A 15,732-nucleotide genomic window follows, 5' to 3' on the forward strand; every position below is an offset into this window, starting at 1 on the left:
CGAAGCGGGTTTCGCTTTCCAGTTCTTCGCTTTCGCGTTTCCCTTTCCGGCGAGTCCGACTCTATCAGATCCTTTCGGGCCTGATTCCCAGTCAGCGGGGCTTGTCTTCCCGGCCGTTGCGGGCCGTTCCGACGAGTGAGACTTTAGCGGATTACCGGGCTCCGACGCTAATCGGGGCTGTTCTCTCGAACGGGCAATCCTCATTTCACACAAGCACACGCAAAGGCACACGACGGAAAGTCGGGCCTTGTTGAGTGGTGGTGCGGAATGGCTGTCCGGGGACCGACCGGGGTCGGCGCTCACGTCGGACAACTCGGAGCACACTACGGATCGGAGGGCGGCGTGTCAACCCCGGGGCTGCCGCCCTCTGCGGGGCCCGCAGAGGGCGGCGTGACGGCGGGCCCCTCGGGGTCCGTACCGGGTCAGCCCTGGCCGGAGGCGAGCTCGCGGCTGCGGTCGCGGGCCGCTTCGAGGGCGGCGATCAGGGCGGCGCGCACCCCGTGGTTCTCCAGCTCGCGGATGGCGCTGATGGTGGTGCCGGCCGGGCTGGTCACGGCCTCGCGGAGCTTGACCGGGTGTTCGCCGCTGTCGCGGAGCATCACCGCGGCGCCGATGGCCGCCTGCACGATCAGGTCGTGCGCCTGGGCGCGCGGGAGGCCCAGGAGGATTCCGGCGTCGGTCATGGCCTCGACCAGGAAGTAGAAGTACGCCGGACCCGAGCCGGAGAGGGCGGTGGCGGCGTCCTGCTGGGACTCGGGGACCCGGAGCGTCTTGCCGACGCCGCCGAAGATCTCCTCGGTGGTGGCGAGGTGGTCGCCCGTCGCGTGGCTGCCCGCGGAGAGGACGGACATCCCCTCGTCCACGAGCACGGGGGTGTTCGGCATGACCCGGACCACGGGGGTGCCGGACGGCAGCTTGTCCTCGATGAACGCCGTGGTGATGCCGGCGGCGGCGCTGATGACGAGGCGGTCGGCGGTCAGGTGCGGGGCGAGCTCGTCCAGCAGGGTGCCCATGTCCTGGGGCTTCACCGCGAGGATGAGGATGTCCGCGCTCTTGGCCGCTTCCGCGTTGCCGACCGACTCGACTCCGTACCGGGTCCGCAGTTCCTCGGCGCGCTCGGCGCGGCGGCTGGTGACCAGCAGGTTCGCCGGGCGCCAGCCGGCCCGGATCATTCCGCTGAGGAGCGCCTCGCCGATCTTGCCGGTGCCGAGGACTGCGACTGTCTGGGTCATGCGGTTCACCCTCCGGGCTGTGCTCACGGTTCTCGGCACGCGGTGTGCTCCGGGCTCCGTCCCGTGCTCGTCGCGGTCATCCTCGCACCGGGCCCGCCCGGAGCCGGTCGGGTGACCGCAGGGCGGACAGGCTCAGGCGGTACGGCGGCGCAGGGTGGCCGCTCCCAGGCCGAGGACCAGCAGGGCGCAGCCCGCGACCACGGCCACGTCCCGGACGAAGTCGCCGGTGACGTCGGGGTGGTGGAGCACCTGGTTCATGCCGTCCACGGCATACGACATGGGCAGGACGTTCGAGATCGCCTCCAGGACGGGCTGCATCTGGTCGCGCGGGGTGAAGAGGCCGCAGAGCAGGAGCTGCGGGAAGATCACCGCCGGCATGAACTGGACGGCCTGGAACTCGGAGGCCGCGAACGCCGAGACGAAGAGGCCGAGTGCCGTGCCGAGGAGGGCGTCGAGCAGCGCCACCAGCATCAGCAGCCAGGGCGAGCCGACGACGTCCAGGCCGAGGAGCCAGACGGAGACCGCGGTGGCCAGCAGGGTCTGGACGACGGCGATCGCCCCGAAGGCGAGCGCGTAGCCCGCGATCAGGTCGCCCTTGCCGAGCGGCTGGGCGAGGAGGCGTTCCAGGGTCCCCGAGGTGCGTTCGCGCAGGGTGGCGATGGAGGTCACCAGGAACATCGTGATGAGCGGGAAGATCCCGAGCAGCGAGGCGCCGATGGAGTCGAAGGTCCCCGGGCTGCCGTCGAAGACGTACCGCAGCAGGACGATCATCACGACGGGGATCACCAGCAGCAGGGCAATGGTGCGGGGGTCGTGGCGGAGCTGGCGCAGGACACGGCCCGCGGTGGCGAGGGTGCGGGCCGGGGTGAGGGGCCGGGCCGGTGCGGGGGTGGCGGCGGGAAGGGTGTCGCTGCTCATCGCGCGGTCTCCTCGGGCTGGGCGGACGCCTCGTCGACGAGGCGGAGGAACGCCTCCTCCACGGTGGTGCCCGCGGTACGGGTACGCAGCTCTTCCGGGGTCCCCGTGGCGAGGAGGGCGCCCTCGCGCATCAGGAGCAGCCGGTGGCAGCGCTCGGCCTCGTCCATGACGTGGGAGGAGACCAGGATCGTGGTGCCCCGGTCGGCGGCGAGGGCGTGGAAGAGGTCCCACAGGTCGCGGCGGAGGACGGGGTCGAGGCCGACGGTCGGTTCGTCCAGGACGAGGAGTTCGGGCTCCCCGAGCAGGGCGACGGCGAGGGAGACACGGCTGCGCTGCCCGCCGGAGAGGCGCCCGGCCAGGGCGTCGGCGTGGCTCGTGAGGTCCACGTCGTCGATGGCGCGGGCGACGGCGGCGCGGCGGGTGGGGCGGTGGGCCCGGCCGGGGAGGAGCACGGCCGCGAAGTACTCCAGGTTCTGGCGGACCGTGAGGTCGGAGTAGACGGACGGGGCCTGGGTGACGTACCCGACGCGCGAGCGGAGGCCGGGGTGTCCGGCGGGGGTGCCGAGGACGTCGAGCGCGCCGGTGACCTGGGCCTGGGTGCCGACGATCGCGCGCATCAGGGTGCTCTTGCCGCAGCCGGAGGGGCCGAGGAGGCCGGTGATCCTGCCGGGTTCGACGGTGAAGCCGAGGCCGCGCAGCACGGTGCGGTCGCCGCGTACGACGGTGAGGCCCTCGGCGCGGACGGCCGCGGGCGCCGGGGACCCGGGGGGTGGTGGCGCGGGGTCGGGACCGCCGGTGCGCTGATTATTCATCATGCGATGAATATGCTCCGCGGCGGTCTCCCCGTCAAGGCATGGGAAAGCCCGGAGTCCCTGGGAATTCCGGGGCTCCGGGCCGGGTGCGGACGGCCTGCCGTCCGTCTGTCTTCCGCCTGCCGCGCGGTGGGCCGGGTCCTCAGACCGTGACGGTCGTGAGGTCGACGACGTACCGCTCCTCGACCGTGCCGTCGGGGAAGAGCTCCAGCAGGCGGGCGCCCTCCTCGGCGAAGAAGCGGCGGTCGGCCTCGGCGTGCTCCTCGCCCCGCACCAGGAACGCGGAGTGGCTGGCGAGGTTGTCCAGGTGGGTACGGACGCTCACCCGGCGGGACCAGGGCAGCAGCCGGCCCACGGGCCCCTCCTCGGGCAGGCCCACGGCGCGGGAGGGGGTGCCGGGGGCGGGGGTGGCGTGCACGCCGTGGTCCGCGCCCAGGTGGCGGCGGATGCGCGCGTCCTGTTCGGCGACCCAGGGGGCCCGGTGGTCGGCGACGTTCCACCAGAGGGCGAGGACCCCGCCGGGGCGCAGGACGCGGACGGCTTCCGGCCAGGAACGGGCCTGGTCGGTCCAGTGCCAGGACTGGGCGTACGTGACGAGGTCGGCGGAGCCGTCGGCGAACGGGAGCCGGTTGCCGTCGCCGCGTACCACCGGCACCTCGGGCAGGGACCGGCGCAGTTCGGCTGCCATTCCGGCGCCCGGTTCGACGGCGGTGACGCGGGCGCCGCGCCGGACGAGCTCACGGGTGGCGATACCGGTGCCCGCGCCCACGTCGACCGCGCCCAGCGTGGAGAGGGCGCGTCCGGTCACCTCCTCCAGGACCGCGAACACCTCCGGCGGGTAGCCGGGCCGGGCCGCGGCGTACAGGGCGGCGGCACCGCTGAACGAGAGCGCGCGGACCGACGCGGGGGCGGGGGACGGTGTGGCGGGTGGTGTGGGCGGCATGCGACACGTCCTTCGGGAGGTCGAATGGGTGCGGGACGGCCCCTGAAGCGTGTTGCGAAAGTAGCGCCGTCCGCCCGCCGGACAGGCGGGACTTCCGCAACACGCTTTACTTGCCAGTGCGGGGCTTCCCGGCGTTCCCGGCCTTGCGGGCCGCCGGGTTGCCGGTACGGGTCGTGCGGCGCTTGGTGTAGCGGGCGAGGGCGGCCTCGTACTCGGTGCGCAGCAGCGTCTCGCCGGGCGCTTCGCGGAGCGAGCGGACGAAGTACGCGAGCAGGGAGCCGACGAAGCCGATCGTCTTGAGGCCCCGCAGGTTGTCCTCGCGGCCCGGGTCCGCCGGGCGGGCGCGGAAGCCGTCCCAGGTCTTGCGGAAGGCGATGGCGCTGCACACGGCGAACATCAGCACGACCAGGATGTTCAGGAAGCTGCCGATCGCGGCGACCTCCAGGCCGCTGAAGGCGAAGCGCAGGACCACGCAGGAGGCGACGGCCGCGGCCAGTGATCCGGCCGAGACGCCGACCCGTCGCAGCGCGTATCCGCCGTCGTGGTCGACCCAGGTGGTGCCGAAGAAGCGGAGCGTCTCCGGCTGCGGGCCGGGGGCCGTTCCGCGGTGCGGGCTCGCGCCGGTTGTTCCGTCGGTTCCGGTGGTTCCGGTGGTCACGCTGTTCTCGCTCACGCCGTCGATTATTCCGCGCGGGCCGGCCGGCGGGGTGCCCCCACGCCCCCGCCGACCGCCCCCGCCGGCCGGCCCGGCCGGATCGGCTCAGGCGCAGCGGCTGGCGACCCAGCCGTCGCTGCCGGTGTGCACGTACGCGTCGGAGACGAACTCGCCGTTCGCGATGCAGTCCCAGAGATTCGAGGAGCCATAGGGGCCGGTGACCCGCTCGCCCGTCTTCTGGCAGAAGATCGGCACGGTCATCCCGTACGGCATCAGCCGGACGATGGGGTATTCGGTGCCCGGGCCGGTGCGGACGTTGACGCGGTAGCCCGGGGCGATCGGGTAGCGGGCGACCTCGTACGAGGCGAGCGTCGCGGTGCCGGCCGCCGGCTCGACGGCCAGGGTCTTCGCCGTCTCCGGTACGACCGGTACCTGCTCCTGGAGCGTGTCCACCGCGCTCCCGGAGCCGGCTTCGTTCGATGGGGCGGTTACTTCGGCGGTGTTCTCTTCGACGGCCATACGGCCCTCCCCCGGGTCGGATCGGTACAGGTGACGCGCAGGCTAACAACCCTTGCGCGGTACGGACGAAGCATCGAATAGGCTCCGTGCGTCGCGCTTGCGGTCGAACACACGGGGGTGGGTGATGGCGCCGCTGCGGGAAGCCGGGTCGGGTCCGGAAGCGGAACATCCCGAGTACGCCGGCCGGTACCGCCTGGAGGGGCGCCTCGGCGAAGGCGGCATGGGGGTGGTGCACCTCGCCACGTCCGCCTCGGGGCTCCCGCTGGCGATCAAGATCGTGCATCGGAGTTACGCGGCGGACCCCGAGTTCCGGGCGCGTTTCCGGCAGGAGGTCACGGCCGCCCGGCGGGTCAGCGGAGCCTTCACGGCGCCGGTCGTCGACGCCGATCCGGCCGCCGCGCTGCCCTGGATGGCGACGCTGTACGTGCCCGGCCCGACGCTCTCCGCCCAGGTGAAGCGGAATGGTCCGATGAGCCCGGCGCAGCTGCGACGCCTCACCGCCGGACTCGCCGAGGCATTGCGGGACATCCACCGGGCGGGCGTCATCCACCGCGATCTGAAGCCGAGCAACGTGCTGCTGCCGGACTCCGGGCCGAAGGTCATCGACTTCGGGATCTCCCGTCCGTACGACAGCGAGCTGCGTACGGAGACGGGGAAGCTGATCGGCTCGCCGCCCTACATGGCGCCCGAGCAGTTCCAGCGTCCGCGTGAGGTCGGACCGGCCGCCGACGTGTTCGCGCTGGGCGCGGTGCTGGTCCACGCGGCTACCGGGCGGGGGCCGTTCGACTCGGACAGCCCGTACCTGGTGGCGTATCAGGTGGTGCACGACGAGGCCGATCTGACCGGGGTGCCCGCCGACCTCACCGCGCTCGTGGCGCAGTGCCTGGCGAAGGACCCGGCACAGCGGCCGACCCCCGACGAAATCATGGCGGCGCTGCTGCCGCCCTCGTACGACGCGGCGGCCTTCGTGCCGGCCCAGCGGCGCCCGGCGCCCGGGGAGTCCCGGGCCGGAGGGAACCCGGAGCGGCTTCCGGAGGACACGGCGGCACCCACGCACGCGCGGGAGCGGGGCGGTGCCCCAGGCGCCGGGGCTCCGGGTGCCGGGGCCCCGCAGGACGTCGCCCCGGCAGGGCCGCCTCCCTCCGTCGGGACGACCCACGTACGGAGCGTGCCCGCCCCACCGGACCGTGCCCCGGTGGCCGGGCGACGGCCGACGCGCCGCGCGCGGTGGGTGGCCGGCGCGGCGGCGCTGCTGACGCTCGCCACGGGAGGCGCGGTGTACGCGGAGGTGGGCGCGGGTACGCCACCGGGCCGGGCGGCGGAGCCGGACGGCGCGGCGCCGGGCACGGTGGCCGCCTTCGTCCCGTGGCGGACCGTCCTGCCGGGGGCGGCGGGCTCGATCCCGTACTGCTTCACGGCGGCCGCGTCCGGCGGCGGGGGCAGCACGTCCCCGTCCGGCGGCGGGGGCGCGCGCGAGGCCGCGCTCTACTGCTCAGCGCCCGGCTACGGCATCGCCCGCCTCGACCCCGCGGACGGGCACACCCTCTGGTCGCACCAGGACTCCTCGTACAAGGGGGAGGCGCTCGCCCCGGGCGGTCGTGCCGTCCTGGTCGACGAGCCGGGCGGGGCTCTCCGGGCCTACGGCTCCGAGGACGGTGCGCCGATCTGGTCGACGGACACGCCCCCGGCCACCGGCACCCTCCGGAGCACCGGTAACACGCTGCTCCGCCTCGGCGGCGGGGGCGCCGCCGAGGGGCTCGACTCCGGGACGGGGGCGGTGCGCTGGAGCGAACGACTCGCGGGGCACACACTTCCGGCCTTCGGCTTCCACGACCCTTCGACCGGGGTCGCCTATCTCTACGAGAACGCGCCGGACCGGGCCACCACCCTCGTCACGGCGATCGACCCGACGACGGGGGGCCTCCGGTGGCAGCGGCGGCTGGACGGCATGCTGACGCCTGTCGGCGTGTCGGAAGGAGCGCTGATCCTGAAGGCGACGGGAGAGGACTCGGCGACGGACGCTCTGGTGCGGTACGACCCCGGAGGGCGGACGGCGCAACGGATTCCGCTGCCGTTCCGGATGACGGGACCGAACATCGTCGTCGGCGGTGACACCGCCTATCTGCTGGCGCCCGGCGGCGCCGTCGTGGCTCTGCGGACCCGCGCCGCGGCGGACGGCGGCAGCGCCGAACGGTGGCGGCTGGAGACCGGGGTGGGTCTGTCGTCGCTCCCGGTGACGGCAGCGGACGACCGCCTGTACTTCACGGCGGCGGACGGACGGCTCCTCGCCGTGGACACCCGGCGGGGCACCCTGCTCGGGCAGACGGCCCCCCGGCTGGGGTCGGGGGAGCTCTCGACGACCTCCTGGCCGGCCGAGCCCGTACCGGTCGGCGGGCACGTCGTCGGCACCGCGCCGGACGGCTCCGTCTTCGCGGTGGACGGGAACGATCCGGGCTCCTGGTGAGGCGCGGGCCCCGGGTCCGGCCGCCCGGCGGGTCCTGCGGGACCCCGGAACGACGAACCGCCCGGCCCCCCTCGCGGGGCGGCCGGGCGGTTCGTCGCGTCGTACGAGCGGTCAGCCGAGCTTGGAGACGTCGCGCACCGCGCCCCGGTCCGCGCTGGTCGCCATCGCGGCGTACGCGCGCAGCGCGGCCGAGACCTTGCGCTCGCGGTTCTTCGGCGCGTACACGCCGTTCAGCGCCTCGCGGCGGGCCGCCAGCTCGGCGTCCGGGACGAGCAGCTCGATGGAGCGGTTCGGGATGTCGATGCGGATGCGGTCGCCGTCCTCGACCAGAGCGATCGTGCCTCCGGAGGCCGCCTCGGGGGAGGCGTGGCCGATCGACAGGCCCGACGTACCGCCGGAGAACCGGCCGTCGGTGATCAGCGCGCACGCCTTGCCGAGGCCGCGGCCCTTCAGGTACGAGGTCGGGTAGAGCATCTCCTGCATGCCGGGGCCGCCCTTGGGGCCCTCGTAGCGGATGACGACCACGTCGCCCTCCTTGACCTGCTTCAGCAGGATCTTCTCGACGGCCGCCTCCTGCGACTCGCAGACGACGGCCGGGCCCTCGAAGGTCCAGATCGACTCGTCGACTCCGGCGGTCTTCACGACGCAGCCGTCCACGGCGAGGTTGCCCTTGAGGACCGCGAGGCCGCCGTCCTTGGAGTAGGCGTGCTCGACGGAGCGGATGCAGCCCTCGGCGGCGTCCGTGTCGAGGGTGTCCCAGCGCTCGGACTGCGAGAAGGCGGTGGCGGAGCGGACGCAGCCGGGGGCCGCGTGCCACAGCTCGACGGCCTCGGGGGCGGGCGAACCGCCGCGCACGTCCCAGTTCTTCAGCCAGTCGGCGAGGGAGGCGGAGTGCACGGAGTGGACGTCCTCGTTGAGGAGTCCGCCGCGGTGCAGCTCGCCGAGGATGGCGGGGATGCCACCGGCGCGGTGGACGTCCTCCATGTAGTACGTACGGTTCCTGGCGACGTTCGGCGCGACCTTGGCGAGGCAGGGGACGCGGCGCGAGATCTCGTCCATCTCCGGCAGACCGAAGTCGAGCTCGGCCTCCTGGGCGGCGGCGAGGAGGTGCAGGATCGTGTTGGTCGAGCCGCCCATGGCGATGTCGAGGGCCATGGCGTTCTCGAACGCGGCGCGGCTCGCGATGGCGCGGGGCAGGACGGTCTCGTCGTCCTGCTCGTAGTGGCGCTTGGTGATCTCGACGATCGTGCGGCCGGCGTTCTCGTAGAGGGCGCGGCGGGCGGTGTGGGTGGCGAGCGTCGAGCCGTTGCCGGGGAGGGCGAGGCCGATGGCCTCGGCGAGGCAGTTCATGGAGTTGGCCGTGAACATGCCGGAACAGGAGCCGCAGGTGGGACAGGCGTTCTCCTCGATACGGAGCATGTCCGCGTCGGAGATCTTGTCGTTGACCGCGTCGGACATGGCGTCGACGAGGTCGAGGGTGCGGACGGTGCCGTCGACGAGGGTGGCCCGGCCGGACTCCATGGGGCCACCGGAGACGAAGATCGTCGGGATGTTGAGGCGGAGGGCCGCCATCAGCATGCCGGGGGTGATCTTGTCGCAGTTGGAGATGCAGATCAGCGCGTCCGCGCAGTGCGCCTCGACCATGTACTCGACCGAGTCGGCGATCAGGTCGCGCGAGGGCAGGCTGTAGAGCATGCCGCCATGGCCCATCGCGATGCCGTCGTCCACCGCGATCGTGTTGAACTCGCGCGCCACCGCGCCCGCGGCGTGGATCGCCTCGGAGACGATCCGGCCGACCGGCGACAGGTGGGTGTGGCCGGGGACGAACTCGGTGAAGGAGTTCGCGACGGCGATGATCGGCTTGCCGATGTCCTCGCTCGCTACGCCCGACGCCCGCATAAGGGCGCGCGCGCCCGCCATGTTGCGACCGTGGGTGACAGTGCGGGACCTCAGCTGCGGCATCGTCGCTCGCTCCTTCGACAGATAAAGAAAAGACTGTCTACTTCGACGGAAAAGACTGTTCCGAGCCTACGCCCCGTCTCCAGGATCTGGACAGCCTGTCCGGATAACGGGACGCTCTGCTCACGGAGCGGTCGGTGCGGCAGGCGCGGCGGGTGCGGACCCGCCGGGATCCGTCCCGCCGGGGGCTCCCGCCGCCGGGTCCGCCGGGTCCGGCTGGGCGTGCGGGCCGTCCTCGGTCAGATAGCGCTGGATGGTGGGCGCGACCATCGCGACGATCCGCTCCGGGTCCGCCGACGCGAGCGGCTCGGTCCGTACGACGTACCGCAGGATCGCGATGCCGACCAGGTGCGAGGCGGCCAGTTCGGCGCGGAACGTCGGGTCGGGTACGTCCAGCTCCGCCGCGATCCGCTCCAGCAGCCGCCGCAGCACGAAGGTCCGCAGCACCTTCGCCGCCGCCTCGTGGGTGAGCGCGGACCGGACGATCGCCAGCAGCGGCGCCCGGCTGACGGGGTTCTCCCACACCGAGACGAAGTAGCGGGCCATCCGCTCCCCCACCCCGTCCAGCGGGCCGCCCAGGATCTGCGGGACGACGAGGGCGGGTACGAAGGAGAGCTCCACGGCTGCCGCGAACACCTCGTCCTTCGTCCCGAAGTAGTGGTGGACCAGCGCCGCGTCGACCCCGGCGGCCCGGGCGATGGAGCGCATCGACGCCTTGTCGTAGCCGCGCTCGGCGAACTCCGTACGGGCCGACTCCAGGATGCGGGTCCGGGCGTCCGGGCCGTCCTGGGCGGCGGCACGCGAGGGGCGGCCCCTGCGGCGCGGGGCGGCGGGCCGCTCAGGGGCGGCGGGCTTCTCCGAGGCGGCACCGTCCGGGGCGGCACGGTCCGGCGTGGAGCGGTCCGGCGTGGCACCGTCCGGCGTGGAGCGGGGGGTCACGGCCGGGGCGTCCGCTTGGCCGCGGCGAGGTGGAGCCGGGTGAAGGCGAGCGCCTCGGCGAGGTCCGCCTCGCGTTCGGCGGAGGACATGGCCCGGCGGGTGTTGACCTCCAGGACCACGTGCCCGTCGAAGCCGGTGCGCGCCAGCCGCTCCAGCAGCTCCGCGCAGGGCTGGTCGCCCCGGCCGGGCACCAGGTGCTCGTCCTTGCCGGAGCCCTTGCCGTCGGCGAGGTGGACGTGGGCGAGCCGGTCGCCCATCCGGTCCACCATGGCGAGGCCGTCCGTACGGGCCGTCGAGGTGTGCGAGAGGTCGACGGTGAAGTGCCGGTAGTCGTCGTGGGTGACGTCCCAGTCCGGGGCGTACGCGAGCATCTCGCGGTCCCGGTAGCGCCACGGGTACATGTTCTCGACGGCGAACCGGACGTCGGTCTCGTTCGCCATGCGCCAGATCCCGTCGACGAAGTCGCGGGCGTAGTGGCGCTGCCACCGGAACGGCGGGTGGACCACGACGGCGGAGGCGCCGAGCCGCTCGGCGGCGGACTTCGCCCGCTGGAGCTTGACCCACGGGTCGGTGGACCAGACCCGCTGCGTGATCAGCAGACAGGGCGCGTGCACGGCGAGGATCGGGACCTGGTGGTAGTCGGAGAGGCGCCGCAGCGCCTCGATGTCCTGGCTGACCGGATCGGTCCACACCATGACCTCGACACCGTCGTACCCCAGGCGCGCGGCGATCTCGAAGGCCGTCGCCGTCGACTCCGGATAGACCGAGGCCGTCGACAGGGCGACCTTCGCATCGGGGATGCGCACCGCTGGATCTGCCACCTGGACAGCGTACGGGCCCGAACGCGCGCCGCCGAGAGGGCGGGAGCGAAAGTGAGAAGGGCCATGACCGGGCGCGAGCGGCCGTGAACGGCCGTGAACGGCCCCGCCCGCAGGCGCCGCTCGTAGGCGGCCCGCTCGTGGACGGCCCCCGCTCATGGCCCCCGCCCGCAGGCCGTCGGCGTCAGCTCAGCGCGCGGCGTTCCGCCGGGAGGTGGTCGAGGCGGCGCAGGATGACGCCCTCGCGGAGCGCCCAGGGGCAGATCTCCAGCTCGGTGATCCCGAAGAGGTCCATCGCGCCCTCGGCGACGAGCGCCCCGGCGAGCAGCTGGCCGGCCCGGTCCGGGGAGACGCCGGGGAGGTGGCCGCGTTCCTCGGCGGTCATCGTCGCCAGCTTGGGCACCCACTCCCCCAGGGCGGCCGCGGAGAGGGTCCGCCGGGTGTACAGCCCCTCCGTGGAGCGGGCCGCCCCGGCTATCCGGGCGAGCTGCTTGAAGGTCTTCGAGGTGGCGACCACCCGGTCGGGCCCGCCGTGGCGGCTGAACTCCCCGACCGTACGGGCGATTCCGGCGCGTACGTACCGGCGCAGCTCGCGCAGCCGGGCCGGGTCGGCCGGGCGGGCGGGATCGCCGGGCAGCCAGCCGGCGGTGAGGCGGCCGGCGCCGAGCGGCAGCGACACGGCCGCCGCGGGTTCCTCGTCCAGTCCGAGGGCGATCTCCAGCGAACCGCCGCCGATGTCGAGCAGCAGCAGCTTCCCCGCCGACCAGCCGAACCAGCGGCGGGCGGCCAGGAAGGTCAGCCGCGCCTCCTCCTCGCCGCTGAGGACCGCGAGGTCGACCCCGGTCTCGGCGCGGACCCGGCCCAGCACCTCGTCGGCGTTGGTGGCGTCCCGTACCGCCGAGGTGGCGAACGCCAGCACCTCCTCGCACCCCTTGTCCTCGGCGGCCTGGACCGCCTCGGCCACCGTGGCGACCAGCCGGTCGACCCCCTCGGGGCCGATCGCCCCGTCCGCGTCGAGGAGCTGGGCGAGGCGGAGCTCCGTCTTGTGCGAGTGCGCGGGCAGCGGCCGGGCGCCGGGGTGGGCGTCCATCGCCAGCAGATGAACCGTGTTCGACCCCACGTCGAGGACTCCGAGTCTCATACCCGGAACGCTACGCCGAAAGGGACTTACGCTTGGCGCGTGCCAAAGACGAACAAGACGAAGCCGGGCAAAGCGACGAAGAAGCCCAGAACGAAGCAGGATCAGGATCAGGAGAGTCAGCGGACGGAACAGAACGGACCCGACCGGTCCGACGAGAAGGGGATCGATTTTCCCCGGGCGTGGGTGGAGTTCCCGGACCCGGCCGACGACGAGCAGGTGTTCCGCTGCGACCTGACGTGGCTGACCTCCCGGTGGACCTGCATCTTCGGCAGCGGCTGCCAGGGCATCCAGGCGGGCCGGGCGGACGACGGCTGCTGCACGCTGGGCGCGCACTTCTCGGACGAGGACGACGAGCAGCGGGTGGCCGGACACGTCGAGCGGCTGACCCCGGAGATGTGGCAGTTCCACGACGTCGGTACAGAGACGGGCTGGGTCGGCATCGACGACGACGGTGAGCGCCAGACGCGCCGCTGGAAGGGCTCCTGCATCTTCCAGAACCGTCCCGGCTTCGCCGGTGGCGCGGGCTGCTCGCTGCACATCCTGGCGCTGAAGGAGGGCAAGGAGCCGCTGGAGACCAAGCCGGACGTCTGCTGGCAGCTCCCGGTCCGGCGTACGTACGACTGGATCGACCGGCCCGACGACACCCGGGTGCTCCAGATCTCCATCGGCGAGTACGACCGCCGGGGCTGGGGCCCGGGCGGCCACGACCTGCACTGGTGGTGCACCTCGGCCACCTCCGCGCACGGCGCCGGTGACCCGGTGTACGTGACGTACCGCCCCGAGCTCACGGAGCTGATGGGCAAGGAGGCGTACGCGCAGCTGGTCGAGCTCTGCGAGCAGCGGCTCGCCTCGCTGCTACCGATGGCCCCGCACCCGGCGGATCCGGTGACCCCGGCCTGAGGCCGGGCCGGTACCGCGTCCGCGTCCTGGTCCGCCTGTTGCTCGGCCCGCCGGTTGCTCGGCCCGCCTGTTGCTCAGCCCGCCGGGGCCGGTTCGCCGGTACCGGTGGGCTGGGCGGATGGCTCCGGCGACCGAGCGGGTGCCCCGCTCGGCGACCGGGCGGGCGGGGACGGTTCGGCCGGGCCCGAGGTCGGGCCTGAGGTCGGGCCCGAGGACGGACCGGGCGGGTCCGCCGCACCGCTCGTACCGGCCGGGTCCGGCGAGGTGCCCGGCGGCGGCCCGGCGGAGTCCGTCGGGCCCGGCGTCTCGCCGGACCGGGCGTCCCCGGACGAGGTGTCCCCGGACGAGGCCGCGAGGACGGGCGTGGGTGCCGTGGGAGCCGCCGGTGCGGCCGGTCCCGAGGGGCCGGGCGGGGCGGTGGGCGCCGCGTGGTGGAGCGGCCCGCCCGCCGGGAAGCCGGTGAACGCGGGGGCCCGGCCGCGGCCCTCGATCCGTACGTGCTGGGACCCCGGCGCCAGGACGACCCGGGCCCGCCAGGGGTGGCGCGGCTCCCGCGGACGGTCGACCAGGACGTGCACGGTGACGCTCCGCCCCGCCGCGAGCGTGCCCGAGGTGTGGCTGAGCCGCAGCCAGCGGGCATCGGTACGGGCCGCCCAGACGACCGGGGCGCCCCCGGAGGCCGTCAGCCGGAGGCTGGTGACACCGCCGGAGGTCCGCGCGGCGACGGTCAGCGCCCCGGCCCGGTGGGGGGCGCCGCCGGTGGCCTCGGCGCTGATCACCTCGGCGGTGACGTCCGGGGCGCGGGACCCGTCCGGCGAGCCGCCGCGGACACCGGCGCGGACGTCCTCCGCGTGCCCGTCACCGCCGCCTCCGCCACCTCCCCCGCCTCGGGAGGTCCCCTCGGGGCGGCCGTATCCGTCCTGGCCGTCCGCGAAGGTCCCGGCCGAGTCGCCGACCGCGTCCATCTCGGTGGCGGCGGCCGAGGCGCCCCCATGGGCGTCGCCGGCCCACGGCGCTCCCCGGTAGGCCGCCGCCCACAGGGCGATGACGGGGGCGGCGACGACCGTAGCGACCACCGTCGTCGTCATGACCCGGGCGCGCAGCCGGTCGCGACGGGCCGCGTGGTCCTTCGGGTCGAGCGGATAGCCGGTCCGGTCGAAGCGCGGGGAACCGGCGCGCGAGCGCTGGGCGTGCACCATGGCCACGCGCACGGACGGGCGCGGCGCCTCCACGACGGCCAGCCCCGCGGCGGGAGCGACGGCCACGCCCGGCCAGGGGCCGGTGGCTCCGGCGCGTTCGGCGGCGCGGCGGCAGCCCGGGCAGTCGTCGACGTGGCGGACGAGTTCGCGGCGCAGCGGGGCGGAGAGCAGCGACTGGCGGTTGCCGGTGAGGCGGCGGGCGGCGGTACAGGTGCCGTCCTCCGCGACGGCGAGCGCGGCCCGCGTCCGCTCGACCTCGCAGGCCGCCGCCGCGAGGAGCTCGCGCGCGGTGGCCGGGTCGAGTCCGAGTACGGAGGCGACGGCGCGGGGGGTGAGCCCGTGGCGTACGGAGAGTTCGAGCGCCTCCCGCTGCTCGGGCGTGGTGCCGGCCGCCTCCGGCCAGGCGAGCCGGGCGAGTTCGCGGCGGCGGGCCTCCGAGGCGGGGGTCTCCTCCACGGGCGGCACGACCGCCTCCTCGGGGGTGGCCCGGGGAGCCTCCGCGGGGGCCTCGGCGGGCGTCCCGGCAGAGGCCCCGGCGGGCACCCCGGCGGTGCCGGCGACCGTGCCGGAAGCCGGGGCTTCGTCCTGAGTCCCGGCCGGGGCTTCGGCCGGGGCGGCCAGGGCGAGGGCGTTCGCGAGGACGGCACCGCGCTCCTCGCGCGCCCCCCGGCCCGAGTCCCTGGGCGTCCTCCGGTGGGCCTGGCGGCCGCGCTTCTGCTCGGCGAGCGCGCGCAGGCACATCCACCTGGCCAGCGCGTACAGCCAGGATTTACGTTCCTCCTGGCCCGTGGGGCACCGGCCGTCCTGGCGTTCCGCGACGGCGAGTACGGCTCCGAGCGCCTCGGTGGCGGCTTCGTGGTCGCAGAGGACGGAGAGGCAGTAGGTGAAGAGTCCGTCGAGGTACGGCTCGTAACGTGCGGGCGGGCGCTGCGTCGGGAGGTGGGGGGCGCGACGGTGCGATCGGGGTGCGCCGGTGGTGTGCGCGGGGGGCTCCAGCCTGCTGCTCGTCACCTTGCGACCGTAAGCAGAGGAGGGCACACCCTCGGTGCCCCTTCCGGACTTTTAACCCCTATGGGTGAACGTATCGCTCGAAACGGGACAGGAACCCCCGATTCCGGCGCGTGCGCCGTTGTGCGCCCTCAGCGCTCCCGGAGCACTCATGCCGCCTCACGCGGCTCCCGCGCTCCTGTGCGCCCCTCGTGGGCTCCCACCCGGAGCCCACGAGACGTACGC

13 protein-coding genes are annotated in these 15,732 nt (G+C 74.2%); 2 read left to right on the forward strand and 11 right to left on the reverse strand.

Annotated elements, in window-relative coordinates; translation table 11 throughout:
• Nucleotides 1–422 precede the first annotated feature (422 nt).
• The 6 genes from proC to ACWCWD_RS31460 all read right to left on the reverse strand — a co-directional run bounded on the left by proC (nt 423) and on the right by ACWCWD_RS31460 (nt 5,079).
• Complete coding sequence (proC, locus tag ACWCWD_RS31435; RefSeq protein WP_450778093.1) at nt 423–1,232, reverse strand: pyrroline-5-carboxylate reductase; 810 nt, start codon at nt 1,230–1,232, stop codon at nt 423–425.
• A 132-nt stretch (nt 1,233–1,364) separates the two neighbouring features.
• On the reverse strand, nt 1,365–2,150 hold the full coding sequence (locus tag ACWCWD_RS31440; RefSeq protein ID WP_450778095.1) for an ABC transporter permease: 786 nt from the start codon (nt 2,148–2,150) through the stop codon (nt 1,365–1,367).
• Nucleotides 2,147–2,965 (reverse strand): ABC transporter ATP-binding protein, encoded by an 819-nt coding sequence (locus ACWCWD_RS31445; protein WP_450778097.1) that lies wholly within the window; start codon nt 2,963–2,965, stop codon nt 2,147–2,149. Before ACWCWD_RS31445 ends, ACWCWD_RS31440 begins: the two co-directional genes overlap by 4 nt.
• Before the next feature lie 139 nt (nt 2,966–3,104).
• On the reverse strand, nt 3,105–3,905 hold the full coding sequence (locus ACWCWD_RS31450; RefSeq protein ID WP_450778099.1) for a class I SAM-dependent methyltransferase: 801 nt from the start codon (nt 3,903–3,905) through the stop codon (nt 3,105–3,107).
• A 106-nt stretch (nt 3,906–4,011) separates the two neighbouring features.
• Nucleotides 4,012–4,578 (reverse strand): hypothetical protein, encoded by a 567-nt coding sequence (locus ACWCWD_RS31455; protein ID WP_450778101.1) that lies wholly within the window; start codon nt 4,576–4,578, stop codon nt 4,012–4,014.
• 87 nt (nt 4,579–4,665) lie between these two features.
• Nucleotides 4,666–5,079 carry an SH3 domain-containing protein gene (locus ACWCWD_RS31460; protein ID WP_450778103.1) on the reverse strand — a complete coding sequence of 138 codons (414 nt, stop codon included), beginning with the start codon at nt 5,077–5,079 and terminating at the stop codon, nt 4,666–4,668.
• Nucleotides 5,080–5,203: 124 nt separating this feature from the next.
• Here ACWCWD_RS31460 and ACWCWD_RS31465 point away from each other — a divergent pair, with 124 nt between their 5' ends.
• A complete protein-coding gene (locus ACWCWD_RS31465; protein ID WP_450778224.1) occupies nt 5,204–7,543 on the forward strand; it encodes a protein kinase domain-containing protein in 2,340 nt (779 codons plus the stop codon).
• Between the two features lie 111 nt (nt 7,544–7,654).
• Here the strand turns inward: ACWCWD_RS31465 and ilvD are convergent, their stop codons facing one another.
• The 4 genes from ilvD to ACWCWD_RS31485 all read right to left on the reverse strand — a co-directional run bounded on the left by ilvD (nt 7,655) and on the right by ACWCWD_RS31485 (nt 12,400).
• Nucleotides 7,655–9,505 carry a dihydroxy-acid dehydratase gene (gene ilvD, locus ACWCWD_RS31470; protein ID WP_450778105.1) on the reverse strand — a complete coding sequence of 617 codons (1,851 nt, stop codon included), beginning with the start codon at nt 9,503–9,505 and terminating at the stop codon, nt 7,655–7,657.
• A 120-nt stretch (nt 9,506–9,625) separates the two neighbouring features.
• Nucleotides 9,626–10,441, reverse strand: coding sequence for a TetR/AcrR family transcriptional regulator (locus tag ACWCWD_RS31475; RefSeq protein ID WP_450778107.1), 816 nt, complete (start codon nt 10,439–10,441; stop codon nt 9,626–9,628).
• Nucleotides 10,438–11,262, reverse strand: a complete 825-nt coding sequence (locus ACWCWD_RS31480) for a sugar phosphate isomerase/epimerase family protein (protein WP_450778109.1) — start codon at nt 11,260–11,262, stop codon at nt 10,438–10,440. Before ACWCWD_RS31480 ends, ACWCWD_RS31475 begins: the two co-directional genes overlap by 4 nt.
• A gap of 181 nt (nt 11,263–11,443) precedes the next feature.
• Entirely contained in the window at nt 11,444–12,400 is a 957-nt protein-coding gene (locus ACWCWD_RS31485; protein WP_450778111.1) for a Ppx/GppA phosphatase family protein, read from the reverse strand.
• A gap of 39 nt (nt 12,401–12,439) precedes the next feature.
• Here ACWCWD_RS31485 and ACWCWD_RS31490 point away from each other — a divergent pair, with 39 nt between their 5' ends.
• Nucleotides 12,440–13,300, forward strand: coding sequence for a hypothetical protein (locus ACWCWD_RS31490; RefSeq protein WP_450778113.1), 861 nt, complete (start codon nt 12,440–12,442; stop codon nt 13,298–13,300).
• A 74-nt stretch (nt 13,301–13,374) separates the two neighbouring features.
• Here ACWCWD_RS31490 and ACWCWD_RS31495 read toward each other — a convergent pair whose 3' ends face one another.
• The gene (locus ACWCWD_RS31495) at nt 13,375–15,510 is read right to left on the reverse strand and encodes a BACON domain-containing protein (protein WP_450778115.1); all 2,136 of its coding nucleotides are present in this window, start codon (nt 15,508–15,510) and stop codon (nt 13,375–13,377) included.
• Between the last annotated feature and the right edge of the window lie 222 nt (nt 15,511–15,732).

The organism is Streptomyces sp. NPDC001493 (assembly GCF_053597235.1).

Bases quoted from the DNA above. Each gene is read 5' to 3' on its own strand.
- proC (WP_450778093.1), bottom strand. From the start codon at position 1,232: ATGACCCAGACAGTCGCAGTCCTCGGCACCGGCAAGATCGGCGAGGCG.
- ACWCWD_RS31440 (WP_450778095.1), bottom strand. From the start codon at position 2,150: ATGAGCAGCGACACCCTTCCCGCCGCCACCCCCGCACCGGCCCGGCCC.
- ACWCWD_RS31445 (WP_450778097.1), bottom strand. From the start codon at position 2,965: ATGATGAATAATCAGCGCACCGGCGGTCCCGACCCCGCGCCACCACCC.
- ACWCWD_RS31450 (WP_450778099.1), bottom strand. From the start codon at position 3,905: ATGCCGCCCACACCACCCGCCACACCGTCCCCCGCCCCCGCGTCGGTC.
- ACWCWD_RS31460 (WP_450778103.1), bottom strand. From the start codon at position 5,079: ATGGCCGTCGAAGAGAACACCGCCGAAGTAACCGCCCCATCGAACGAA.
- ACWCWD_RS31465 (WP_450778224.1), top strand. From the start codon at position 5,204: ATGGCGCCGCTGCGGGAAGCCGGGTCGGGTCCGGAAGCGGAACATCCC.
- ilvD (WP_450778105.1), bottom strand. From the start codon at position 9,505: ATGCCGCAGCTGAGGTCCCGCACTGTCACCCACGGTCGCAACATGGCG.
- ACWCWD_RS31485 (WP_450778111.1), bottom strand. From the start codon at position 12,400: ATGAGACTCGGAGTCCTCGACGTGGGGTCGAACACGGTTCATCTGCTG.